Below are 23,278 nucleotides of genomic sequence, written 5' to 3'. Positions count from 1 at the left end.
ACAAGACCATGACTAACCCATTTCCCCCTGAGTACTCTCCAGAATACGGCTCTGAGAATGGCCCAGTGTATGACTCAACAAACGGTCCCCAGCCACACTCTCAGGGCGGGAGAATTCCGCTCTATATTGGCATCGTAGTCTTGGGTGTGATTTTTGCGGCTGCCGTTGCATTCTTTGTGTTTCGTGGTCTGGGGGGTGAAGAGACCACCGCAGCCGAATCTTCTGCACCGATGTCCACCAAAAGCGGCAGCATCCTCACCGCGCAAAACCAGGATGAGAGCATGCGTGCCTCGGAGGAAGAAGACGTAGTCACGGTCACAGAGACCGTGCCCCCTGAGCCGGAGACGCCTGCCACGCAGCGGGCGGCGGATATGCCAGCGGGCCTCTCCGCGACGGGATGGATCCGTAGCTTCGCTTCTTGCAATAGCGGCGAGAGTCTAGTTTTTGCCGGTAACGGGCCGGATGGCCAGGTGGCGCTATGCCAGGGCAGTGCAGGGCTGACCTATCGTTCCCACATGTTTGGTGGAACCCTCGAATCCCCGGCTACAGAAAGCGATGGTTCCTACTATGTCCAGGCTGACCCCGCGCTCATCATCGTTACACCGGGAGGAGTTACAGTGCGCGAGGGCGGAGCCTTGGCAGCAAACTCAAGCTTCAGCCAGTCCTGGAGCGGGCGCTAGAGAATAGGGGGCTCTAGCGAGTCTTCTTCTTGCGGGCCGCGGCCGCAGCGGCCGCGGCGGAGATGGAATCATTGCGATCCTTGAGCAGCTCAAGGGTCTTTTCCTCGGCGTTGTCAGGGATGGTGGCGCCGAGTACTGACAAAGCGGCGTCGGCAAGCATGGCTGCGGTCTCCGGAATGCGCTGTGAGGCGTCGAACGGCGGGGTACCGTCGTTGCGCCGCATCTCGATGACGGACAACGCAATGTGGAAGGGCAACTCGATGCGGGGATCGTCTTCGCCCACGATGGCTGCGGCGTTGCTACGGAAATGTTCCTGCAGCTGCTTGCGTGCCTCGTGATACTCGGAAAACTCAGGAGAATTGGCCACCGGCAGCTGATACAGGCGCCCTACATTCCAGCCACTGGTGAGCAACAGACGGGCCTCAGCAGCGACCAAAGACCACAGGCGCTGTTCTGGTTCGACATCGGTCTGGGCCAACTCTCCAGCCAGCTCCAAAGAGGGCTCGATGGTCGAGTTAAGCAAGGTAAGGAAGATTTCCGTCTTGGAAGGGAAGTGATAATAGAGGGAAGCCTGCCGGATGCCTACAGCGTCCGCGATTTGGTGCGTCGAAGTATTAGCGAAGCCCTGGGTGGTGAAAAGCTCAGAAGAAGCGTCGAGGATTTCCTCCCGGGCGGAATTGCCGCGACGGCGAGGACTGTTCTTGCGCGGCCTACCAACGTTGCCTGCCATGTGGTCGGTCGCCTCCTTTCAAAAGGGGTGGGGATGAGAATAGTAAGGGATTGAGGGTTTACTTAAAGATAGTAGAGCCTCAGGGGCGCAAGCCGCGGCCAAAGCTGCGGTGCGGCGATCAAGAAGAGGCTTTATCCCGAGCTGCGATTGACTCAAACGTGGCCGAGAGTGTGCGGCATGCCGAGCCGTAGGCTGTTCTGTCCAGCGGCGGCAAGTCTGCAAGAGTTGTCTCATGCTCGTTGACTCCAGCAAACCAACGCTGCAGTTCCAATGACATGCCCATGCGCCAGGACTTGGTTAGGGAGTCTGCTTCTTCTGCGCTTAGAAGCTCGCGCTCAACCCCAATGGCTAGACGGTCTGGTGTTGGTCTCGGCGCTGGAGCGGCCCATCGCGCGATTGCAGCTATGGGGGAGAGCAGCACATGTTGGATGTCGAGCAATGCTTGGCGGTCAGGCAAGCCGTCCACAAGTTGCAGCGCCGCAGGGCGCTCCGCCAAGGCAGAGGCGAGGAGTGCTTCTTCGCCGCCAGGCCCGAGTGGAAGGCCCGCGTCGACACGGGTGGCTGCGGTGTCTTCTGCAGACTGCCCGCGCAAGCCAGCGTCCTTCAGAATGCTTTCTAGTTGAGGATCTTCTCCGATCCACAAAACCGGCATGGAGGGCAAGATATCTCCTCGCGCGACGGCGCCGGTGAGACGCACGGGGCTGCTGACCCCGGGGGAGCGAACAATATCGACGATGAGCCTGGAGTACCATGCGGCTAGTTCTAGGTCATCTCCGCGATGCTCGACGGCATTGCGGAGGAGATCTACGCCCTCAGCCAGTAAGCCGCGGGCGGTCTGTGGTGACTGGCAACGCGGCGCTAGCTCAGCGAGATCGAGCAATGACTTGTGCAAAGCCATGAAGAAGTCTTTCCTTCCGCTTTTGGTGCATTTATTTAACGTTCCTAATCTAGCACCTTGCGTGCAGAATCACGTCAAAGTGCTCCTGCACTTGCACCGCCACGGAATCATGCATTGGCGGCAGACTGATAACGGATAGAAAAATGGCCGCCACCAAGCCTTCCTTATCGGAAGGGATGGCGGCGGCCACTTAAGGTTCTTTTACCGTGTCACACTTGCCAGCGGCAAAAGCGTGCTGTTGAAACCTGCTACTGAATTAGCGGGTAGTGAACGGCAGGAGAGCCATTTCGCGTGCGTTCTTGATTGCGGTTGCAACCTGACGCTGCTGCTGCGGGGTCAGGCCCGTAACGCGGCGCGAACGGATCTTGTGACGATCCGAGATGAAAAGACGCAAGGTCTTGGTGTCCTTGTAGTCCACCTTCTCGATGCCCTCAGCCTTCAAAGGATTCTTCTTCGGGCGGCGGGTTTGCTCCATACGGAACTTCTTTTGGTTATTGCGCTTGATAGCCATTGTGCAATTCCCCCTTTACCAGCTGGACTTACGGACGCCCGGCAGCTCACCACGGTGAGCCATGCCACGCATACGGACACGGGACAAACCGAACTTGCGGAGGTAACCGCGGGGACGGCCGTCAGCGGCGTCGCGGTTACGAACGCGAGCCGGGGAAGCGTCACGAGGCTGGCGGTTCAATTCGAACTGCGCGTCGAGACGATCTTCAGCGGAGGTGTTCGGGTTCTTGATGATTGCTTTGAGCTCTGCGCGACGCTCCGCATAGCGGGCGACGATTTCCTTGCGCTGCTCGTTCTTGGCGATCTTGGACTTCTTAGCCATGAATTATCGCTCCTCGCGGAATTCGACGTGCTTGCGGGCGATCGGATCGAACTTCATCAGAGAAATACGGTCCGGGTTGTTCCGCTTATTCTTACGGGTTACGTAGGTATAACCGGTGCCAGCGGTGGACTTCAGCTTAATGATTGGGCGGATATCGTTACGTGCCATCTTCTAGATCTTCTCCCCACGTGCGCGAATCTTGGCAACAACGGACTCGATGCCGTCGCGGTCAATGATTTTGATTCCCTTGGTAGAAACAGTCAGGGTGATGGTACGGCCCTCGGAGGGCAGGTAGTAGCGACGACGCTGCACGTTAGGGTTCCAACGGCGCGAAGTGCGGCGGTGCGAGTGCGAGACCTGCTTGCCGAATTGCGGCTTGCGGCCCGTTACCTGGCAAATAGCCGACATGGGTCTTCTTTCTCCTAGCCGCCCACATCATGGCTATTAAACACTTACTCTATGCAGTGAGGTGCAGTGCTCTATTAAGTGAGGATGAGCGCAAGTAAGGGTTAAACACCAGTAGACGGGGCGTAAAACGTATATTTTGACAACAGCAATGCGCAATCTTACCGCCCGCAGTGCTTTTTGCCTAATCGCCCCATTGTAATTCCGCATCCTAATTCTGTGTCCTCTTTATGACGATTCCGAGGGGTTAAGCTTCTCGTCGTTGGTCGGCGTCAGGGGTTGAGGAATTTCCTGTTGCGGCCCATCCGGGTGTAATATGGCTCGAGTTGTTTGTTCCTCGAGCGAAGCACTCGCCACGAGGTGCGGCAGAGAAATTATCGTACATCCCAACTCAGGCACGATCTACGCAATTTTTGAGCGCGGAACCGACCTGAAGTTTCAACCCTGAGGGAGATCCTATGAAGAAAGATATCCATCCGGATTACCACCCTGTGGTTTTCCAAGATGCCGGTACCGGACATCAGTTCCTTACCAAGTCCACGGCCACTTCCGCTCGCTCCGTCGAGTGGGAAGACGGCAACGAGTACCCGCTGATCGTCGTCGACGTGACTTCTGAGTCCCACCCGTTCTGGACTGGTGCTCAGCGCGTTATGGATACCGCCGGCCGCGTCGAGCGCTTCAACCAGCGCTTCGGCGGCATGGCTCGCCGCAAGAAGAAGAACGCGTAAGGAGGAAAGAAGAAAATGGCAACTCCTAAGTTTAAGAAGTCCCGCGCGAACACCCACTCCCGTCGTTCGCAGTGGAAGGCTGACAATGTCGCCCTCCAGGAAGTAACCATCGACGGCCAGACCGTGCGCATCCCGCGCCGTCTGGTCAAGGCTGCAAAGCTCGGCCTTGTGGACGTTGAGCAATTCTAATCGGCCGCTCTGCTTCACTGTTTAACACCCCCACGTTGCCCCCGGCAATGCGGGGGTGTTTTGTGCCTAACGCGTGTCCAGCGCTTTTATGTGAGCCATCTCCTACTAAAGGCGGTTGCGTTTGTTCGCCTACTAATCCAGCGCCTTAATAAGTATCATCTAACCTCATGAAGATTCTCGTAGTGGATGATGATGAAGCGGTCCGCGGCTCCCTGCGGCGTTCCCTGAAGTTCAACGGCTTTGATGTGCTCACCGCCAGTGATGGAGAGGAAGCCGTTGAGGTGGTTAACTCCGAGAATCCAGAACTACTCATCCTCGATGTGATGATGCCCAAGATGGATGGACTTGAGGTGTGCCGCACGCTGCGCGGTGAAGGCTGGGACCGTCCGATACTTATCCTTACCGCCCGTGACGGCGTGGCGGAGCGAGTGGCTGGGCTTGATGCCGGAGCGGATGATTACCTTCCCAAGCCCTTTGCTCTGGAGGAGCTGCTGGCGCGAGTTCGTTCACTCGCACGGCGCGCAGCGGCTGATTCCATAAAGAAGGAGCCGCAGGGCGACGCGCGGCTTCGTTTTGCAGATCTGGAGCTTGACTCGGATTCGCGCGAAGTCAAGCGCGGCGAGAGGCAGGTTTCCCTTACTCGTACTGAGTTCGCGTTGCTTAAGCTGCTGATGGAGAACCCACGCAAGGTCCTCGCCCGCTCGACCATCTTGGAGGAGGTGTGGGGATATGAGTTCCCAACCTCCGGTAATGCGCTCGAGGTCTATGTTGGGTATCTGCGCAAAAAGACCGAGGAAGAGGGCGAGGATCGACTCATCCATACTGTGCGCGGAGTGGGGTATGTCCTGCGGGAGACCGCTGCATGATTTTTACACAGCGAACCGGGGAAGAAGCTGAGGGCAGCGGTGTCCATGAGCTAACTGCTGATTCCGGCCCTGCTGGTTCGAACACGTCGGCTCAAAGCGAAGACTCAGAAAAGGAGTCTTCGCTTTCGCCGGCGCGAATACTCTCGCGCTTCTCTCTCAAGCTGCGGCTTTCCCTCATAACCGGCATCGTGGTGGCTCTCTCGGTGGCGCTGATGGCCTCTGCGCTCTATTTCCTCATATCTGCATCTCTCATGTCCTTCGGAGATTCCGGTCTGGAGAAGCGCGCGGATGTGATGCTGGAGAGGACCAAGGATCCGGAGTTTGTTGATAACTTAAGCGACGAGTTCGCTAAGTTTCGGGACTACACGGCCAACACACGGATTTCCTATATACCCCCGGGGCAGCAGACGAGCTTGGGCGACGATATTCCTGTCCACGGAGCTTTCGAGCGCGGTAGCGATGGGCTAGACACTGTGGCTTTCTCAGAACACGGTGAGAGGATAGTGGCCAAGCGGGATAGTTCTGGGGCTACCGTGGTCATTGCTCGAGACATGGAAAGAATTAACTACCTTGTCTATGTCATCGGCCCAATTCTGATAGTTGTAGTTGTGCTGGGGATCCTTGTGGCTATGGTGGCAGGTGCAGTGGTGGCGCGGGCAGGTATGCAGCCTATTGCTCGCTTGCGCCAGGCCGCAGATTATGTGACGAGGACGAATGATCTGCGTCCTATCGAGGTTGTGGGAAAAGACGAGCTCGCTCAGCTAACAGTGTCTTTCAACCGCATGCTCCAGTCGCTGGAGAAAGCCCGGCTCAAGCAGCGTCAGTTCGTGGCGGATGCAGGGCATGAGCTCAAGACTCCGCTGACATCTATGCGCACCAATATCGAGTTGCTCATGATGATGGAGAAGGATCGAAGCCGTGCGCCCATCAGCAGACAAGAGCGCGAGGACCTTGAGTCTGATGTCATGTCTCAAATGTCGGAGCTGTCCAACCTCATCGGTGATTTGGTGGATCTCACGCGTGAAGATGCAGTGGCGGGGAGTATGGGGACCGTCGAGCTGCACGAGATATTGGAGACTTCCCTGGAGCGCGTTCGACGTCGGCGTCCCGACGTGGAATTTCAGGCTGATATTGAGCCGTGGAACATGGATGGGGATCCTCTTGCGTTGGGGCGGGCTACCCTCAATCTTTTCGACAATGCGGCCAAATGGTCTCCTGCGCAGGGCACAGTGTACGTCTCCTTGAATCAAGTTTCGGAGAATCGTGCTCTACTGCGTGTTGATGATTCCGGGCCGGGCATCGACCCCGAAGAAAGGGAGAAGGTCTTTGAGCGCTTTTATCGAGCTGCTGCAGCACGCTCTATGCCCGGCTCTGGCATCGGTCTAGCTATAGTGAAGGCCGTTGTTGAGCGGCACCACGGCAGCATTGAGATTTCTTCCTCGGCGGATGGTGGTGCTCGGATGGATGTTTTATTGCCCGGAAAACCCGGCGTGATCGGGCAGTGCCCAGAAGAGGGAGCACAGGGTACCGCGGGTGCGGAGGAGACGGGGGCAGCGGAGCCTGCTCCGACGACTTCGCCACGGGCGCGCGCCTTTGTCAAACGTTGGTTCGATAGGCTCTAGTGCTTTAATCTGGGGATCGCGCACTAGACGTGGTGAGCGCATACAGGAAGCTCTCAGTTACTCGTAGCCGCTTGGCAGACTAGCTCCAGACGCGGATAAGCGAACTCGGGCACACTAATCCACATGAATATGAGGAACCCAAACATGAATGAGCCGAATCGTCCCCAGGACCCCTCGCACGATGACTCGCTTTCCCAATCTCAGGGATGGAACCGTCCGCGTGATGATGGCGCGGCAAATGGCGCCTCCGGCGCATACGGATCTGGCACTCAGGGCTCGGCGCATACAGCAGGCTTTCCGTCTAGTCAGTTTGGGCAGCCCTACAACAATGCGGGCGCCTATAATTCGGCGCAGCAAGGCCAATCGGCCCCTAACGGGCAACCGCAGTGGCAGGTGCCTTTCGGTTCGGAGCCAGGTCCTGAGGGAGCAGCCCCAACCGCGGTGGCGGCGTCAACTAAGAACAAGCGGCAAGTTAGTCTCCCCGCAGCCTTGGCGCTGTCCTTAGTGGCAGCGGTCGCCGCAGGAACCATAACCGGCATCGCGGTAGGCGGCAACTCCAACGATGACAGGGCAACCGTCAACGAGGTCCTCAACAACCAACCGGTGAACAACAGCACCGGCGAAGCCCCAGCCGAGGGCTCTGTCGAGGCAGTTGCAGCCAAGGCTTTGCCTTCCGTCGTATCGATCGAGGCGGTTACACAAACCGCAGCTTCGGAGGGCTCCGGCTCGATTATTTCCCCGGACGGTTATGTCTTGACCAATCACCACGTCGTCTCCGGAACCGATAGGGGCGGTCGTTTACAGGTGTCCATGAATGACGGTTCCAAGCATTCGGCTACTTTCGTCGCCTCGGACGCCAATACTGACGTGGCTATCATCAAGATTGACGGAGTCTCCAACCTACCTTTCTTGGAGTTTGGAAACTCGGATGCCGTCGCCGTCGGACAGCAAGTGGTGGCCGTTGGTTCTCCGCTTGGACTTAATGCCACAGTGACTTCCGGCATCGTCTCGGCCAAGAACCGGCCGGTGCGTGCATCTCAAGAGGCAGGCGAGTCCTCGCTTATCGACGCAATTCAGACCGACGCGGCAGTCAACCCCGGTAACTCCGGTGGACCTTTGGTTGATATGAACGGAAATCTCGTCGGCATGAACTCGATGATCGCCTCGTTGTCGAACTCGGCTGGGTCTGAGGCCGGATCCATCGGTTTGGGATTTGCCATTCCCTCTAACTTTGCCAAGCGCATGGCCGATCAGCTCATCAACAACGGTTCGGTCAAGCACCCCACGCTAGGAGTAAAGGTCGATGCCCGCAGTAGCGGGAACGGCGCCCAAATCGTGGAAGTAGAGCCGGGCGGCCCAGCCGACAAGGCCGGGCTAAAAGCCGGGGACGTGGTCACTAGAGTCAATGACCGCCTTATCGAGAACTCGGATGCGCTCATTGCGGCCGCACGATCCCAGGACTTTGGGGCAACGGTGACCCTTGAAGTCACGAGTGAGGGGAACCCAGATCCGCGAAAGGTAGAGGTAACGCTATCCAACGAGTAAGTTACTGATACAACACGGTACTTCACCTGAAACGCTTTTAACGCCACTAACGTTTTGTCTGCCCTCCAAAGGAGCACCATGCCCGAACAGTTCGAATCCGCCGCTGTCCTCGCACAGCACGAATCCCCTGAAGTATTTAGAGACATCGCAGAGCCCGATGATGCTTTCCTTATCGCCAGCGAAAAGGAACAGGCTTTACAAGCCCCGCGGCGAGCACTCGTTGTCATCGTTACTGATCATCCTGATGAGGCTGCTCAAGATACTTCACTCTTAGCCAGCGAGCTTCTCGTAGAGGCCGGCTTCCAGGTTGACGGCGCGGTTATCGTTCGCTCCAAAAAGTCTAAAATCCGCCAGGCCATAGAGACTGCAGTCGTCGGCGGGGTTGACTTGGTATTGAGCATCGGTGGCACGGGGGTCGGTCCTCGTGACAAGGTCCCGGAGGCCACTCGTTCTGTATTAGACCAAATGGTTCCTGGCATTGCCCAAGCGTTGCGATCTTCTGGTCAAGCTTGCGGTGCTGTGGACGCGTGTACCTCGCGTGGCATCTCCGGGGTTTCGGGATCCACCGTGGTGGTCAATCTCGCTTCCTCTCGCGCAGCCGTCCGAGATGGAATGGCCACTCTTTCTCCGCTGGTTCACCACCTGGTGGACCAGTTGCAGATGTCGAGCTTCGAGTAATCGGGCACCAGGGGACGGGAAGCAGGCAATTGGGAAATCTACAGCACCGTAGGCGGCGCGTTTTCCGTCGTTCGGATGCACCTGACTATGACCGAAGCGCTGACAGCCCCCGCGAGAGACCAGCGGGTGCTGTCAGTTCAGACGCACAACGCAGCGCTCCGGTCGATGATGAGCAGGCTCTGGATGCAGGTGAGCTCCGTGGAGAGGAGTTCTACAGAGAGCAGATGCCTCCACATCATGGGTCTTAAATAGCAGAAGCGAAAAGGTCCCTGCTTCTCCCCAATACAGAAAAGGGAAGAGACAGGGACCTGAGTGCGTCCTGCGGCCTAGTGGTTATTTTAACCCCAGGTTATCGGCATTAAGCTTGGTGGCGACCGCCATCGGTGGGCTGGGAAGAACCGGTGTCCTTGACGTCAGCGGTAGCGGTGGGAACAGCAGACTCATTAACCTGTGGTGCGGAGACCTTGGACTGAGCTTCGATGAGGTCACGGATCTGGGCAAGAAGCTCTTCGGTGGTCGGAGCAGAAACGGTGGGGTCGATGCCTTGGCGGCGCTTAGCGGCGTCATTGATCTTGTTGATCGGCATGACGATGAGGAAGTAGACCACGGCTGCCACGATGAGGAAGTTGATGGCTGCGGTGATTACTGCGCCGAAATCAATCAACGTCGAAGGGTTGTCCTTGATGATGCGGAAACCGAGCCCCTGCACCTCTGCGGAACCGAAAGAATTGATCAGCGGCTGAATGAGAGAATTGGTCACAGCCGTGACAATGGCGGTAAACGCGCTGCCGATGATGACCGCGACCGCGAGTTCGATGACGTTACCGCGGAGAATGAAATCCTTAAATCCCTTAAGCATGGGGTGTGTCCTTTCGCAAAATTTTCCCCGACACGGCAATATCCAGACGCGAAGATCTGGCCATTGCGGCGGGGCGATACCTTTTCGACCCTAGTCGAAATTCCGCTGCTCATTCAATAAAAGCGCGGCGGGTGGTCTATCGCGACTAAGAGAATTGCGGAGCCTGTGCACGGGAACCGACGATGACCACGGTCAGCGGCTGGCTCAATGACGCAGCCGCGACAGCCTCAGCCCCGCGTTGTGGAAGGGCAAGCAAGACCGAGGTAGGCTTTTCGCCTTCCTTGCCACCGCCGGCTGTTATGACGCGCCCACCTGCAGCGATGACTGCTGCCCGTGGCTCATCGAGTTCGGGCTTGTCGACGGCGCTGACCACGTTGACCTCGTCTCCATGGTGGAGGTGGGGAATAAGGTCTGGCTCAGCAAGCTTAAGAGGCACCATGTGGGCATTGGGGGTGATTTCACTTTCTGTGGACTCGCTCACCAGACTCGCTGCGAGGTGCTCATCAAGTATGCGTGCGGCGCTAAGTATCTCCCCGCGGCCTGCGGCTGCAACGACAACTCGTCCCTCAAAGTCTGCTGGCGCACCGTGTAGCGCGGATTCAGGAATGGCCTGCGCAGGCAGGCGCGCAGTTTTTAGATCTCCGGGGCCGATGCGCTTTCCAGCGGGAACATCAGCGGCGAATACGAGGGCTGAGGGTTGCTCCTTAAGAGTTCCCGCGTAGCTAACTCCCGCGGCAACGACGAGGAGTGCGGCGACTAGACGTCGCACGAGGAGCAGCCTGTGGTGTCCCGGGGTGGTGAGGGTACGCAAGAAAGAGCGCAGATGGCGGTTGTTCATGGGGAATTGGACTGAAAGGAACTAGGCACGGTTCCCACGCCGAAGTACAGTAGGTATTTGAGGAAGCGTAGTAGTTACTAGAGCAGAAGGTACTAGACCTGAGAACCAGGTACTGCGGGGAGCAAGGCGTTTTCTGTGAGAATGTACTCCACTGGTACGTCATGTTTCTGGGCGGGAACGTCGCTGCGTATCTCGTGGGAGTAGACCACGCCGACTACGGTGGCGGTGCCCGCTGGAAGTTGAGCCAAAGCGCGGTCATAATATCCAGCGCCTTTGCCTAGGCGAAAGCCTGCAGGATGCACTGCGAGGGCGGGGGCGAAGATATAGTCGCAGGAGGCGAGGATCGAGCTATCCTCCCTGTGCCCCGCTGGCTCGGAAATTCCGAGGCGGCCCAGGGTGGTTTCTTCAGGCCCGCGGTATATCGACCAGGCTAGCGCGCCATCAGCCAAAGAGATGGGCAGGTAGACGGTATCGCAGAGAGAGGAAAGGACGGTGATAAAGCCCGGGCCGCCCGGCTCGCTGGGGAGAGGGTTATAAGCGGCCACTGTCATTCCAGGTTTGAGCAAGTGCTCTACTTGGGAAACCAGTGCCGCGTTGAGGCTTGCACGCTGATCCTCAGGCAATGCGCGTCGAGCTTCGACAAGCTCGGTGCGAAGTGCAGACTTCGCGGAGACTTCTGCTTCCATGTCTCTAAACAATACAGTGCCTAAAAAGTACACTGAGGCGGAGTGCTACGCGGGAGACTGAGGGGCGGGCCTGTAAACTGGACAACATGTCTAAAGAACGAGAGGGTTCCTCCCTAGGAATCAAAACGGTCGTCGTCCCCGCCGCAGGTATGGGCACCCGCTTTCTCCCCGCCACTAAAACCGTACCCAAAGAGCTTCTTCCGGTGGTTGATACGCCTGGTATCGAGCTGATTGCGGAGGAGGCAGCTTCGGTAGGAGCCACGCGCTTGGCGGTTATCACAGCTCCCAAAAAACAAGAGGTGATGAGGCACTTCGACGAGTTCCCCGAGCTGGTGGAGACCTTGTCGGCGCGAGGTAAAGATGAGCAAGTAGCGAAAGTTGTGCGGGCATCGCAGCTCATCCATCCTGTTTCCATAGAGCAAAAGAAGCCTTTAGGACTTGGCCAGGCTGTAGGTCTAGCGGAGGGGGTTCTTGATGAGGATGAGGATTTCTTCGCCGTCATGTTGCCGGATGATATTGTCCTGCCTGCTACCGCGATGGAAAAAATGGCCAATGTCCGCGCCGAGTGCGGTGGATCGGTTTTGTGCGCCTTCGAGGTTCCGCGGGAACAGACCTACAACTACGGTGTATTTGACGTTGAGGACACCGAGAACCCTGATGTTAAGAAAGTTGTCGGCATGGTGGAAAAGCCGGATCCGGAGGATGCGCCCTCGAATCTGGTGGCTACAGGCCGGTATCTCCTAGACCGCAAGATCTTCGATGCGCTGCGCCGCATTAAGCCAGGCAAAGGCGGGGAGCTGCAGTTGACGGATGCTATCGAGTTGCTCATTCAGGAGGGCGAGCCGGTGCACGTTGTGGTGCATGAGGGCAAGCGCCATGATCTGGGTAACCCGGGCGGTTATATCCCGGCTAACGTTGATTTTGGACTTCGGGACCCCAAGTACGGTCCTGCGCTTTATCAGTCGATCAAGAAGATCTTGTCCGAATACGAGGCAGAGCAAGGCATCCAGCAGTAGCTGGTGAAAGGCGGCGTTGAATGCGTTCAGTAGATGATCAGCTAGCCCTAGTGAGTGATGCAGCGGTCACCCCCGAACCGGTGCGAATCGCCATCGCCAACGCTTTGGGCCTCATGTGCGCAGAAGACGTGCAGGCACATGAGCCGCTGCCAGGCTTTCCGCAGGCTGCAATCGACGGCTATGCGGTGCGTGCGGTCGATATCGGTGGTGAAAGAGGTCTGCGGGTTCGTCACAGTGAAATAAGCGCCGCGGAAGAAGAATCCGCATCGCAAGATGCACAGCAGCCTGAGGTCGAGCGTTCGCTTCCCGTCGTGGGCGAAGTCCCTGCCGGCTCCCGTCAGCCACTGCGCCTCCAGCCCAAGCAGGCTGTGCGCGTCTATACCGGTGCGCCGCTTCCCACGCTTGCCGATGCCGTTTTGCCATTGGAATGGACAGACCGAGGACGCAAACGCGTCACCTCGCATCGCCCCGTTCACTCCGGCGACTTTGTACGCAGGGTGGGTGATGACATCCAGCCCGGTGATGTCGCAGTTTCTGCAGGCAGCGTCTTAGGGCCGGCGCAGATTGGGCTGCTTGCCGCTGTGGGACGCAGCAAGGTGCTTGTCTATCCGCGTCCGCGCGTGACCATCGTGTCCTTTGGGCGCGAGTTGGTCGATATCGATCGCGAGCCCGGATTGGGGCAGGTATTTGATGTCAACTCCTATGCTTTAGCTGCGGCGGCCAAAGAAGCCGGAGCAGATGTGCATCGCGTCGGCATCGCCGAAGGCGAGCCGCGTCGAATCCGCGAGACCTTGGAAACTTATATCGCTAGGAGCGAGATTCTCGTAGTCAGTGGCGCGGTGGGCGGCGCAGGTTCTCAGGCGGTGCGTGAGGTGCTTGCCGAGCTAGGGGAGATCGATACTTCACGGGTGGCTATGCATCCTGGCTCAGTGCAGGGCTTCGGGCTTTTGGGGGAGGACCGGATTCCGGCTTTCCTGCTGCCTTCTAATCCAGTATCGGCTCTGGTCATCTTTGAGATTTTCGTGCGACCAGCGATCCGCTTGGCACTGGGTAAGCGCAACGCCAATCGTCGCGTCGTACGCGCGCGGGCTCTCAACCATATTGATTCCCGCCCCGGTCGCCGCGGTTTCATTCGCGCCCGGTTGATGAGGGATGCCGAAACCGCTGATTATCTTGTGGAGGGCTTGGGGGGTTCCTCCGGAGCCCCAGCACACCTTTTGGCCGGATTGGCGGAGGCCAATGCGATGATTCGGGTGCCTGAAGATGTCTCGGAGGTTCGGCCTGGTGACGTCGTTGACGTGATTTTCCTGAGTCAACGTAGCTGATGTTCGATCCTTTTGGAACCGCAGCTGGCCGTTTTGCCGAGCCAGCTCAGGGGTGGCCGCATCCGATTCACCCCGGCTGGCCGGAATCTACTCCCTCGGTGCTCCTCCCGCCTTCGGAGGCACTTGCAGAGGGTGGCGAGGTACGCCTGCGGCCACTGTTGCGCAAAGACGGGGCCGATTGGCGCCAACAGCGAATCGCCGATGAGGAGTTTCTGCGACCTGTAGAGCCAACCATGCCCACGACGTGGCGTGATTCCCATAATCAGCAGGCGTGGTGGAGCCATCTAACACAACTTCGTTCGGCGGCTCGAGAGGGAATAGTGGTTCCCTGCGTCATTGAGCTGGACGGAAGATTTGTGGGCCAGCTGACACTGGGCAATATTCAACACGGAGGCATCGCCGAGTGCTGGATAGGTTATTGGGTATATTCGCAGGTACATAAGGCAGGAGTTGCCACCGCAGCGTGTGGGCTGGGCGTTGATCACGCTTTCTCGCGGATGGGGCTGCATCGCGTTACTGCCACCTTCATGCCGGAGAATCCAGGATCCCGCAAAGTGCTAGTAGCTAATGGTTTCAGGCACGAGGGTTATCTTAGGCGTGCGCTGCATATCAACGGCGCGTGGAGAGATCATCAGCTCATGGCGATAGTCCGCGACGACTATCGCAGCACTGCCGTGGAGCGCCTGCGAGAGCAAGGCTGTATCCGCTAAACAGGGATCCCCACCAGTCACAGTTTTCACTCCCGTAACACTTTTGGCGGCTGGCCGGTTTGCCTTCTCTAGGTATCGAATCACCCCGGATACTGTGGGACGAGCATTACTAAAAATTACTAAACCCAGTATCCGTCTACGGGAAGGTGCGTCGCGCTCGTGTCCACTGCAGTACCCATCATTCTCATTATCGTGGTGTGGCTTTTCGTGCTCGCACCGTGGATCCTCAATTCGCAGCGCCCCATGGGCCGTACTGGTGAGGCTTTCGAGGAGACCCGTGTCCTTTTTGAGGGCGATTCAGGCAAGGCGCCACGCCGCCGCCGACCGCGTCTCTCCTTGAAAGATTTGCGCCGTCGAGGCACCTCCGAAACCGAAGATGACTACGAACTAGTGTCCCCTGCAGACGTTGAGCTCGGTCGCGGTGAGGACTCGCCTCGTGCTGACTCTGCTGGGACTACCGCTGTGCCCGAAACGGTAGAGGGTGAGGTCATCGAAGAAGATGACATTCTCCTGATTGATGATGAATTGCCGTTGGAGCAGTCGGAGGAAGGCGCAGATTCGGGCTCAGGATCGGGCGTGGACGAGGCTTCGGATGCTGAGGATGTGGCCGAGGCGGAGTTGATTTCTGACGCTCCCAGCGCGACTTCGTCAAGCGCAGCTTCCGCTGACTCCGACGAGCCTGATGCGCCCGGCAAAGTGGCGCCGAAGCTGGCCGAGGATGCTTATGACATGGACGAGACCTTTACCTCTCCGGCAGATCTGATGTACCCGGGTGCAGTAGATAGCCCAGAAGCATCTGCTGTGGAATCCTCCCGTGATAATGAGGGCCACGAGGACGAGGCGGGGGAGGACGCGGACGTCGAGGGCGAAGACCTAGCTGCTGAGGACACCGGACTGTCTGCTGAGGAATTGGAATTTGCACAACGCCGGCTCGGACGCGGAGGATGGGATCCTGTGGCTGCGGAGAAGGCCTCGGCAGATAGGTTTCAGCGCCGTCAGCGCACCTTAATAGGATTGGCCGTTGCAGCCGTAGCAGCAGTGGCGCTAGGCATCATCGTCGGCGGTCCGGCATGGTGGCCGGCAGCCGTGGTCGCCGTTGTAGCAGGCATCTACCTCGTTGCGTTGCGCAACCAAGTGCGTCACGAACAGGATCTCTTGCGGCGCCGCGTGCGCCACCTGCGCCGCGCACGTTGGGGCGTGCGCAACGCGGAGGATGAGGCTTTGGCCATTCCCCGCAACCTGCGGCGTCCTGGCGCAGTGGTGCTCGAAAGCGATGACGATTCACCCGACTTTGATTACCTGCCAGTGCGCTATAGCGACGATGAGTTTGGTGGACACGACACTGCGCGCAGGCGTGCGCCGCGCCGCGACGACCTCGCTGTCCGTCGCGTGGGCTAGCCTTCCCAGACTCCTGAGCTGCCACGGCGATGGGAACCTACGAGATGGGCATCGACCATGCCGATTGCCTCCATGAGCGCGTAGCACGTGGTGGGGCCGACGAAGGTAAAACCCTCATGTTTGAGGGCCTTGGCTAGGGCCTCGGACTCTGGGGAGCGGGTAGGGATATCTTCTATGTACTTGGGGTGGATATTGTGCTCCGGTAGATAAGACCAGATGAGCTGGTTTAATCCACCCTTCTCCCGCAGACTGACGGTGGCCTGTGCGTTGCGAATCGCGGCTCGGATCTTGCGTTCGTTGCGAATAATGGCTGGGTTAGCCAAAAGCTCTGCCACTTCGGATTCGCCATAGTGGGAGAGCTTATCGGCGTCAAAGAAAGCCATGGCCGCGCGGAATGCAGGGCGCTTGTGCAAAACGGTGGACCACGAGAGTCCGGCCTGGAAACCTTCTAAGACAAGCCTCTCGAGCAGTCCCGACTCCGTGTGAATGGGCATTCCCCATTCGGTGTCGTAATACTCCTTGAGTGCAGCAGAAGTAACTGCCCAAGGCGGGCGTCCCTTTCCTTCGTCATCGAAGACGAGTCCCGTGCGCGTGCTGGGAGCGTTTTCTTTCTTGGTCGCGGGTGTATCGGAATCAGACATTCTTCTCGGCTTTCTTGGTGCATTGGTTGGGTTCGGCGTAAATGAGCTTGAGATATTGGACTGGAGCACGGGAAAAGTGGTTCCAGTGCTGCTCTTTTAGGTGCGGTTACCCTAGGAGCGTTGCGCCTCTAAGCCGAGAAGAAATGTCTTGGCTGCGCTTCCGCCACGGTAGTTTCCCAGCGTGCCATCGCTGCGGATGATGCGGTGGCACGGGACGACGATGGGAAGGGGGTTTCTCGCGCAGGCGGAGCCCGCGGCACGGGTGGCGCGCGGATTTCCGGCAAGCCCTGCCAGCTGCGAGTAGGTCAGGCGCTGGCCAAAGCCCACGCGGGTTAGTTCTTCGCGGACGCGGGCCTGGAAACCGGAGCTTTCCTCTGGGGCAAGGGCAAGATCGAAGCTCGTGCGCTGTCCGGCGAAGTACTCGCGGAGCTGTTGCACGCAGGCGTCGACGGCCGTAGAGCTTTGCAGTGCGGGAGGAGTGACTGGCGAGTCCGGCAAGTCTGGGAAGTCCGGGAGAGCTTCGTGGGGAAAGAGAATCCGGGATACCGCATTGTCCGTTCCAACGATGCGCAGGGTCCCCAGGGGAGTGTCGCAGAAGGCTAGGGTCCTGCCGTGGAGAAGAGACATGTGCTCGGTCCTTTCGGAGAAATACTGCCAACCAGGGTAGTCTATTATCCCATGGATAAACCCGCCGTTCGTGATGCTGCGCTGCTGGTCTTCCGCGCGGTTCTGGGCATTATTTTCGTCGCGCACGGCGTCGATAAGATGTTCATGACCGGCATGGATGAGACCATCGGTCAGTTCTCCGCTTGGGGGGTTCCGCAGCCGCAGATTTCCGCTTATCTTGCGGCCATCGGGGAGATGATTGGCGGAGCTTTCCTCGTCATCGGTTTGCTCACTACGCTGGTTGCAGGCGCACTGGCTCTGCTGGCGGCGTGCGCGCTGTACTTCGTGCATCTCGGCAATGGGCTTTTTGCCACGGATTCTGGGATTGAATATCCAGCTGTGCTTGTGGTCTCGCTGTTGATGGTCGTGGTCTTTGGGGCCGGTAGGGCCAGCCTGGATGGGGTGTTGAGCCGTGCTAACTCATGAGGAAGTGCAGGCGGCTATTTCTGCACGCCTTGACGGGGAACCACATGGGCTCGAGGATGATGTGGTCGACGCACACCTAGAAAGCTGCGCCCAGTGCCGCGCCTTCCGCGATGAGGCTGCGGCTTTGTCGCGTTCGCTGGCTTTTGGCGAGCCAGCTGGGGCGGGCATGGCGCCGCCACAGGATCTTTCGGATATCATCTTGGCCGGCGTGGAACCGCAGTGGCGCAAGACAGCGGGAGCCCGCCAAGCCGGTCGCACCCTCTCGCGGGCCGCTATTGCCGTGACGGGCGCGATATTTGCGGTGTGGGCGGTCGTCCTCATCATCACCGCCTCTGGGCTAGAACCCACCAACGCTGATGGCAGCGTCCTTGATCCGGGAGCCGATCCCGTGCGCGCAGCCCTGTTGATGGAGGGCGCGGCAACACGCTTCGGGCTCGCCTCTGGGCTTATTTTCGCAGCGTGGCGTCCGCGCTTCGCCGCAGGCCTGTTCCCCGTGGCCTGCACGATGTTTCTCTTCCTCTTCGGGTTTGCCATGCGTGACATCGTGTGGGGAACCATCGAGGTCACCCAGGTCTACTTCCTCCTTGCAACAGGCATCGCTGCAGCGTGCCTGGGCTGGGGCTGGTCCGCGGATCGCGGCTATGCTTTGCAGTCGGCGCTGCGCAGTTTAGGTTCTGGCCCGCGCAACGAGCTGTACTAAAGCCGCGCTTGTAGCTTCGCAGTGAGGTGCACAGGCAGAGACAGTAGAGACGGCCGGGGATGGACGTGGAGGGCTGGGGGAGAGGGGACTTCGCCAAGCGCTAGCTCCAGCTGGGCAACCACATCATTGATTGATACCAACCCTCGGGAATGATGAAGCCATAAAACAGCGGCGAGAAATAGAAGAACATGGCAACCACGGTGGCGAGGTAACAAATGGTCATGAAGGTTCCGCTTCTCATCTGGCCGCCGGCTAAGGCGCTCAACCACCTCCAACGAAGAAGCCTGCCGCGATTAATCATTTGCCCCAACGCCAGAGCGATGAGGACGATGACAAAGGGGATGAAGGCGGCGGCATAGAAGAAGTACATTTGCCGATCGAAGGCGGCCAGCCAGGGCAAGAATCCGGCGGCGAAGCCAACCAAGGGAATAAGGAAAGAACGATTGCGGCGCACGATGAGTGCCCACAGTCCCCACAAGACGGCCGGGACGACGCACCACCAGATGGCGGGAGTGCCGAAGAGATAGAGCATCCGGCGGCAGTGACCCTCACCACACTCGATGTCCGTCGAGGAGTAGTAGAGGATGGGACGCGCCGCGACGAGCCAGGCCCAGGGCTTAGAATCCCACGGGTGATGGTGGCCGCCTGAGGAAGTGAGAGAGGCGTGAAACTCGAGGACCGAGCCGTGGTAATACAGCCACCCAGCGATCGGCTCTGGCAGCAGTTTTAGGGGGGAGAGCGCGCTGATGGTGCCATCGACCTTGGCGTGGCGGTAGACGGAGGTTTCCGAGGCAAACCAGGCACGCCACGTCCACACGTATAGAAGTAGGGGAACGAGTACTAAGGAGGCCAATGCGGCCGGGGTATCGCGAACGAGAGTGCCAGCAGCGTAGCGGCGGACGCCATAGCGCCTGCGCAGCGCGAGATCCGAGAAGACGCTGAGTAGCCCGAAGAAAAAGATGTAGTACAGCCCGGACCACTTCACCCCAAGGCTGAGGCCGAGAAAGACTCCCGCGCTAAAGCGCCACCACCGAAAGCCAAACCGCGGGCCGAAGTTCGAGGCCCCGAGGTTTCCATTGCGCCAGGCGTTGTGAAGGCGCATCCGCAGCGCATTGTTATCACGTGCGAGCGCCCACGCCGCGGCGACGACGAAGAAGACTTGAAAGATATCGAGCATCCCAAACTTGGAGGATACGAGAAGCACGCCGTCACAAACCCCGATGAGGCCGGCAAGGAAGGCGACCTGCCAGGAGTTGCTGATTTGGCGGGCCAGGGCCATCATCGTGATGATGGTCGCGGTGCCGAAAGCTGCCGCCATAAAACGCCAGCCCAGCGGGGTATAACCGAAGACCATTTCCGAGAGCGCCATGATCTGTTTCGCCAGCGGGGGGTGGACCACCAGCCCGTACCCGGGATTGGATTCTATGCCGCCGATAAACAGGTTGTCCCAGCTTCGAACCATGTCCCAGGCCTGGGGGACATAGTGCTTCTCGTCGAAAATAGGGGTGCCGCCGGATACCGGGGTATTAAGACCAAGGAAGCGGGTCAGTAATGCGAGCACCGCGATTGCTGCGGTGCTTATCCAATCCGCGCGACGCCAAGAATATGCCACCGGGGCCGGTGGCTCTACGCGTCCGCGCACGCCATGTGTGGCTGGGGTAGGGGCGGTAGCAGTAGTCACGCCCACGAGTTTAGGCCACAGCCTTATGCGGCGGGCTATCGGTAGCGGCCCGGGATGTGGAATGCTTTGGGGCATGAGTTTCAATTTTCAGCTCGATCCCCTGCCGCGCGGCGTGGTGTTGGCGGCCACTCCTTTGGGCAACGTGGGAGACGCGTCCGCAAGGCTCATTCAGGCGCTGGGGCAGGCGGACGTCGTTGCCGCTGAAGACACCCGGCGGGCGCGCAACCTGGCGCAGGCTCTGGGGGTGGAGATTCGCGGCAAGGTGGTCTCCAATTTTGACCACAACGAGGCCGCTCGAGCAGCAAGCCTCATCGAGTCTGCGCGGACCGGCACGGTGCTCGTGGTCACCGACGCGGGTATGCCTATTGTCTCTGATCCCGGGCTCAGTCTCGTCAAGGCGGCGAGGGAGGCGGGCGTCGCAGTCACCTGCCTGCCTGGGCCTTCAGCCGTTACTACCGCGTTGGCGCTATCCGGGCTGGGCGTCGGACATTTCCTTTTCGATGCTTTTGCTCCCCGCAAGGCCGGTGCCCGCGCGGCCTGGCTAGAGAGCCTGCGCACGCAGGAGCGCGCGATTGTGTTCTTCGAATCGCCCCATCGCATCGCTGAGACGCTTGATGAAGCCGCTAAGATCCTCGGCGGCCAACGTCAAGCCGCCGTGTGCCGTGAGCTGACCAAGACGCACGAGGAAGTAAAACGGGGCAGCCTTGCAGAGCTCGCCCAATGGGCGAAGGAAGGCGTGCGCGGGGAAGTTACCGTAGTCATCGAGGGTGGCGATGCCGCGTCTTTCTCCTTGGAGGAACTCGTTGACAAGGCCGAGAGGCTCAGCGCCGCGGGAATGCGCCTCAAAGTTGCCTGCAAGGAAGCAGCCGCAGGCACTGGTGCCTCCAATCGTGAGCTTTATGATGCGGTGCTTGCTGCAAGGCGCGAGGCTTAGCTGAATCGTTATAGTTGCACACGGCGCTTTTCTCGCCGTGTGTGCTGGCATGCGGTTTATAGAGCTTTTAGCGCGAAAAGTGCTTAAAGGTAGCACCGTGATTTCTTGAAGCTGTGGACCTTTTGAAGGTTTCCAGCTTGATATATGTGCGAATGAGCACCAGTGTGGAGGGTATGTCTAAATCCGAACTCTCCGGCGCATCGGCGCCACAAGGAAAGGATCTGAGTGATCCACACGATCCCGAAGTGCTAGAGAACAAGCCTGAAGATCAGAAGTACGAAACCGTCGACGATGTCTTGGAAGGACAATCGGCAACAGAGCAATTGGCCTCAATGCTCGAGCCGGGCTTTGATCCCCAAGCACTTTCCTCCGACGAGAAGATCGACCTCGCGGCTGAATCCGAGGATGCCTCCATCGACTGGACCATCGTTTCCATCACGGGGTTGCTCGTCGCCGCCGTTGTGGTCTGGGGATTGAGTTTTCCTGATAGCTTTTCCCAGGTATCCCAAAAAGCACTTGACTTCGTCGTGACCGATTTTGGCTGGGCATTCGTGCTCTTCAGCACGGTATTCGTGGTTTTTGTCATCGCGGTGGCTGCGTCTAAGTTTGGCACCATCAAGCTCGGAGCGATTGATGAGGAGCCCGAATTTGCCACCGGGTCCTGGATAGCCATGATGTTCGCCGCCGGCATGGGCATTGGCCTCATGTTCTACGGCGCCTCAGAGCCGCTGGACTTCTATCGCAACGGGGTACCGGGCCACGAGCCGCATGAGGTCGGAACCTCCATGGCCACGGCCATGTTCCACTGGACACTGCACCCGTGGGCCATCTATGCGGTGGTGGGGTTGGCCATTGCCTACTCGACCTTCAGAATCGGGCGCAAGCAGTTGCTGTCCTCGGCCTTTACCCCTCTCTTTGGGGAGCGCGCCGTCAATGGCCCGGTGGGTAAGTTCATCGACATCCTCTCGATCTTCGCCACCGTTTTCGGTACCGCCTGTTCCTTGGGCTTGGGCGCGCTGCAGATTCAGGCCGGCCTGCAGGCCTCGGGCTTGATATCTAGCCCATCTGACTTTGTCGTCGTGGGAATCGTTCTCGTACTTACCCTGGCTTTCATCTTGTCTGCTATATCCGGGGTAGGACGCGGTATTCAGTACCTTTCTAATGCCAACATGGTTATGGCCGCAGTGCTGGCCATCTTCGTGTTCATCCTGGGCCCCACGATCTCTATCCTCAACCTCGTTCCAGGCTCCGTTGGCAATTATCTCAGTTCCTTCACCGAGATGATCGCCCGTACCGCCGAGTCGAACAACGGGGAGGCAGGCGAGTGGCTGTCTAGCTACACCTTGTTCTATTGGGCATGGTGGATCTCTTGGTCTCCTTTCGTCGGCATGTTCTTGGCCCGTATTTCGCGCGGGCGCTCGATCCGCGAGTTCTGCATCGGTGTACTTCTTGTCCCTGCGGGAGTCTCGACCCTCTGGTTTGCCATCTTTGGCGGTACAGCCATCCACTTGGAGCAAAAGGGTGAGTCCATCGCTGGCGAATCCACCGAAGAAGAGCTGTTTAATCTTCTTCACGCGCTGCCGCTGGGCATGATAGCCGGCATCGTCGCTATGGTTATGCTGGCGACATTCTTTGTCACCTCGGCTGACTCCGCTTCCACGGTCATGGGATCGATGTCCCAAAACGGAAGGGCAGTCGCTGCGCCTTGGCTCTCTGCCACGTGGGGAGCGCTCACCGCAGCCGTGGGCCTTGTGCTTCTTTTGACCAACGAGGATGCGCTGAGCAACTTGCAAAACGTGACCATCGTGGCGGCCTCGCCCTTCCTCGTGGTCCTCATCTTGTTGATGTTCTCGCTAGTCAAGGATCTCCGCAATGACGTGATCTACCTCGAGTATCGCGAGGCGCAGGCATTCCAGCGGAAGTTGGCTCGGGAGCGCCGCATCCACCGCGAGTACCAGCGTGCGCACGCGCTCAAGCAGCGCCGGCAGCAACGTCACAAGTAGCAGACCAAAATTCTTACCTGATCGTGCGCCCTCAAGGGGGGCTTCGATAGGCTAGGGGTCATGAGTGAGTCAGTAGTAGTAAATGTTGCATGGCCCTATGCCAACGGCCCCCGCCACATTGGACACGTGGCGGGGTTTGGCGTTCCCTCGGATGTGTTCGCGCGCTACCAGCGAATGCGTGGTCGCAACGTGCTCATGGTCTCTGGTACTGACGAACACGGC

28 protein-coding genes are annotated in these 23,278 nt (G+C 58.7%); 16 read left to right on the top strand and 12 right to left on the bottom strand.

Annotated features, from left to right (window positions below):
• Nucleotides 1–8 precede the first annotated feature (8 nt).
• On the top strand, nt 9–680 hold the full coding sequence (locus B2696_RS04145) for a hypothetical protein (protein ID WP_276623622.1): 672 nt from the start codon (nt 9–11) through the stop codon (nt 678–680).
• Nucleotides 681–693: 13 nt separating this feature from the next.
• Here the strand turns inward: B2696_RS04145 and B2696_RS04140 are convergent, their stop codons facing one another.
• The 6 genes from B2696_RS04140 to rpmB form a co-directional block, all read right to left on the bottom strand.
• Nucleotides 694–1,410, bottom strand: coding sequence for a TetR/AcrR family transcriptional regulator (locus B2696_RS04140; RefSeq protein WP_075729446.1), 717 nt, complete (start codon nt 1,408–1,410; stop codon nt 694–696).
• 118 nt (nt 1,411–1,528) lie between these two features.
• Nucleotides 1,529–2,308, bottom strand: a complete 780-nt coding sequence (locus B2696_RS04135) for a hypothetical protein (RefSeq protein WP_075729447.1) — start codon at nt 2,306–2,308, stop codon at nt 1,529–1,531.
• Nucleotides 2,309–2,564: 256 nt separating this feature from the next.
• Nucleotides 2,565–2,813, bottom strand: a complete 249-nt coding sequence (gene rpsR / locus B2696_RS04130) for a 30S ribosomal protein S18 (protein ID WP_075731046.1) — start codon at nt 2,811–2,813, stop codon at nt 2,565–2,567.
• A 21-nt stretch (nt 2,814–2,834) separates the two neighbouring features.
• On the bottom strand, nt 2,835–3,140 hold the full coding sequence (rpsN, locus tag B2696_RS04125) for a 30S ribosomal protein S14 (RefSeq protein ID WP_075729448.1): 306 nt from the start codon (nt 3,138–3,140) through the stop codon (nt 2,835–2,837).
• Between the two features lie 3 nt (nt 3,141–3,143).
• On the bottom strand, nt 3,144–3,308 hold the full coding sequence (gene rpmG, locus B2696_RS04120) for a 50S ribosomal protein L33 (protein ID WP_040085297.1): 165 nt from the start codon (nt 3,306–3,308) through the stop codon (nt 3,144–3,146).
• Between the two features lie 3 nt (nt 3,309–3,311).
• On the bottom strand, nt 3,312–3,548 hold the full coding sequence (gene rpmB / locus B2696_RS04115; protein WP_075729449.1) for a 50S ribosomal protein L28: 237 nt from the start codon (nt 3,546–3,548) through the stop codon (nt 3,312–3,314).
• 455 nt (nt 3,549–4,003) lie between these two features.
• On the opposite strand from rpmB, the gene B2696_RS04110 reads away from it, so the two are divergent.
• The 6 genes from B2696_RS04110 (at nt 4,004) to B2696_RS04085 (ending at nt 9,173) form a co-directional block, all read left to right on the top strand.
• Complete coding sequence (locus B2696_RS04110; RefSeq protein WP_075729450.1) at nt 4,004–4,273, top strand: type B 50S ribosomal protein L31; 270 nt, start codon at nt 4,004–4,006, stop codon at nt 4,271–4,273.
• Between the two features lie 15 nt (nt 4,274–4,288).
• On the top strand, nt 4,289–4,462 hold the full coding sequence (gene rpmF / locus B2696_RS04105) for a 50S ribosomal protein L32 (RefSeq protein ID WP_010187615.1): 174 nt from the start codon (nt 4,289–4,291) through the stop codon (nt 4,460–4,462).
• A 167-nt stretch (nt 4,463–4,629) separates the two neighbouring features.
• Nucleotides 4,630–5,328 carry a response regulator transcription factor gene (locus B2696_RS04100; protein WP_286954105.1) on the top strand — a complete coding sequence of 233 codons (699 nt, stop codon included), beginning with the start codon at nt 4,630–4,632 and terminating at the stop codon, nt 5,326–5,328.
• Nucleotides 5,325–6,950, top strand: a complete 1,626-nt coding sequence (locus B2696_RS04095) for a HAMP domain-containing sensor histidine kinase (RefSeq protein WP_286954103.1) — start codon at nt 5,325–5,327, stop codon at nt 6,948–6,950. The genes B2696_RS04100 and B2696_RS04095 overlap by 4 nt, the downstream gene beginning before the upstream one ends.
• Nucleotides 6,951–7,094: 144 nt before the next feature.
• A complete protein-coding gene (locus B2696_RS04090) occupies nt 7,095–8,495 on the top strand; it encodes a S1C family serine protease (RefSeq protein ID WP_286954101.1) in 1,401 nt (466 codons plus the stop codon).
• Between the two features lie 78 nt (nt 8,496–8,573).
• Entirely contained in the window at nt 8,574–9,173 is a 600-nt protein-coding gene (locus B2696_RS04085; RefSeq protein ID WP_075729453.1) for a MogA/MoaB family molybdenum cofactor biosynthesis protein, read from the top strand.
• A 358-nt stretch (nt 9,174–9,531) separates the two neighbouring features.
• On the opposite strand, the gene mscL is transcribed toward B2696_RS04085, so the two are convergent.
• The 3 genes from mscL to B2696_RS04065 all read right to left on the bottom strand — a co-directional run bounded on the left by mscL (nt 9,532) and on the right by B2696_RS04065 (nt 11,556).
• A complete protein-coding gene (gene mscL, locus B2696_RS04075; protein WP_286954098.1) occupies nt 9,532–10,032 on the bottom strand; it encodes a large conductance mechanosensitive channel protein MscL in 501 nt (166 codons plus the stop codon).
• 145 nt (nt 10,033–10,177) lie between these two features.
• Complete coding sequence (locus B2696_RS04070; protein ID WP_276623626.1) at nt 10,178–10,870, bottom strand: SAF domain-containing protein; 693 nt, start codon at nt 10,868–10,870, stop codon at nt 10,178–10,180.
• Between the two features lie 92 nt (nt 10,871–10,962).
• Entirely contained in the window at nt 10,963–11,556 is a 594-nt protein-coding gene (locus B2696_RS04065) for a 5-formyltetrahydrofolate cyclo-ligase (protein WP_075729457.1), read from the bottom strand.
• Nucleotides 11,557–11,642: 86 nt separating this feature from the next.
• Between B2696_RS04065 and B2696_RS04060 the strand changes: the two genes are divergently transcribed.
• The 4 genes from B2696_RS04060 (at nt 11,643) to glpR (ending at nt 16,005) form a co-directional block, all read left to right on the top strand.
• Nucleotides 11,643–12,572, top strand: a complete 930-nt coding sequence (locus tag B2696_RS04060) for a UTP--glucose-1-phosphate uridylyltransferase (protein WP_276623627.1) — start codon at nt 11,643–11,645, stop codon at nt 12,570–12,572.
• Nucleotides 12,573–12,592: 20 nt separating this feature from the next.
• The gene (glp, locus tag B2696_RS04055) at nt 12,593–13,897 is read left to right on the top strand and encodes a gephyrin-like molybdotransferase Glp (protein ID WP_286954094.1); all 1,305 of its coding nucleotides are present in this window, start codon (nt 12,593–12,595) and stop codon (nt 13,895–13,897) included.
• Nucleotides 13,897–14,607: a GNAT family N-acetyltransferase gene (locus B2696_RS04050; protein ID WP_286954091.1), complete on the top strand. Its 711-nt coding sequence runs from the start codon at nt 13,897–13,899 to the stop codon at nt 14,605–14,607. Before glp ends, B2696_RS04050 begins: the two co-directional genes overlap by 1 nt.
• A 159-nt stretch (nt 14,608–14,766) precedes the next feature.
• Nucleotides 14,767–16,005, top strand: coding sequence for a gephyrin-like molybdotransferase receptor GlpR (gene glpR / locus B2696_RS04045; protein WP_286954089.1), 1,239 nt, complete (start codon nt 14,767–14,769; stop codon nt 16,003–16,005).
• Here glpR and B2696_RS04040 read toward each other — a convergent pair.
• On the bottom strand, nt 16,002–16,646 hold the full coding sequence (locus tag B2696_RS04040) for a DNA-3-methyladenine glycosylase I (protein WP_276623630.1): 645 nt from the start codon (nt 16,644–16,646) through the stop codon (nt 16,002–16,004). The two genes, glpR and B2696_RS04040, sit on opposite strands and share 4 nt — an antisense overlap.
• A gap of 111 nt (nt 16,647–16,757) precedes the next feature.
• A complete protein-coding gene (locus B2696_RS04035) occupies nt 16,758–17,273 on the bottom strand; it encodes a methylated-DNA--[protein]-cysteine S-methyltransferase (RefSeq protein ID WP_286954086.1) in 516 nt (171 codons plus the stop codon).
• Nucleotides 17,274–17,324: 51 nt separating this feature from the next.
• Between B2696_RS04035 and B2696_RS04030 the strand changes: the two genes are divergently transcribed.
• Both B2696_RS04030 and B2696_RS04025 read left to right on the top strand, forming a co-directional pair.
• Complete coding sequence (locus B2696_RS04030; RefSeq protein ID WP_075729464.1) at nt 17,325–17,738, top strand: DoxX family protein; 414 nt, start codon at nt 17,325–17,327, stop codon at nt 17,736–17,738.
• On the top strand, nt 17,725–18,438 hold the full coding sequence (locus B2696_RS04025) for a zf-HC2 domain-containing protein (protein WP_286954083.1): 714 nt from the start codon (nt 17,725–17,727) through the stop codon (nt 18,436–18,438). Before B2696_RS04030 ends, B2696_RS04025 begins: the two co-directional genes overlap by 14 nt.
• 100 nt (nt 18,439–18,538) lie before the next feature.
• On the opposite strand, the gene B2696_RS04020 is transcribed toward B2696_RS04025, so the two are convergent.
• Nucleotides 18,539–20,119 carry a dolichyl-phosphate-mannose--protein mannosyltransferase gene (locus B2696_RS04020; RefSeq protein WP_286954081.1) on the bottom strand — a complete coding sequence of 527 codons (1,581 nt, stop codon included), beginning with the start codon at nt 20,117–20,119 and terminating at the stop codon, nt 18,539–18,541.
• 73 nt (nt 20,120–20,192) lie between these two features.
• On the opposite strand from B2696_RS04020, the gene rsmI reads away from it, so the two are divergent.
• From rsmI to B2696_RS04005, 3 genes are all read left to right on the top strand, one after another.
• Complete coding sequence (gene rsmI / locus B2696_RS04015; protein WP_075729467.1) at nt 20,193–21,053, top strand: 16S rRNA (cytidine(1402)-2'-O)-methyltransferase; 861 nt, start codon at nt 20,193–20,195, stop codon at nt 21,051–21,053.
• Nucleotides 21,054–21,226: 173 nt separating this feature from the next.
• Complete coding sequence (locus B2696_RS04010) at nt 21,227–23,056, top strand: BCCT family transporter (protein WP_376778867.1); 1,830 nt, start codon at nt 21,227–21,229, stop codon at nt 23,054–23,056.
• Nucleotides 23,057–23,116: 60 nt separating this feature from the next.
• Nucleotides 23,117–23,278, top strand: a 162-nt coding sequence (locus B2696_RS04005) for a class I tRNA ligase family protein (protein ID WP_286954128.1), incomplete at its 3' end; no start/stop codon positions are given.

Origin of the sequence: Corynebacterium sp. UBA4397 (genome assembly GCF_002390965.1) — a bacterium.
GTDB classification, from domain to species: Bacteria; Actinomycetota; Actinomycetes; order Mycobacteriales; family Mycobacteriaceae; genus Corynebacterium; species Corynebacterium flavescens.
The sequence above is the reverse complement of the archived record's forward strand: the minus strand, read 5'-3'. Positions and strand labels throughout refer to the sequence as shown.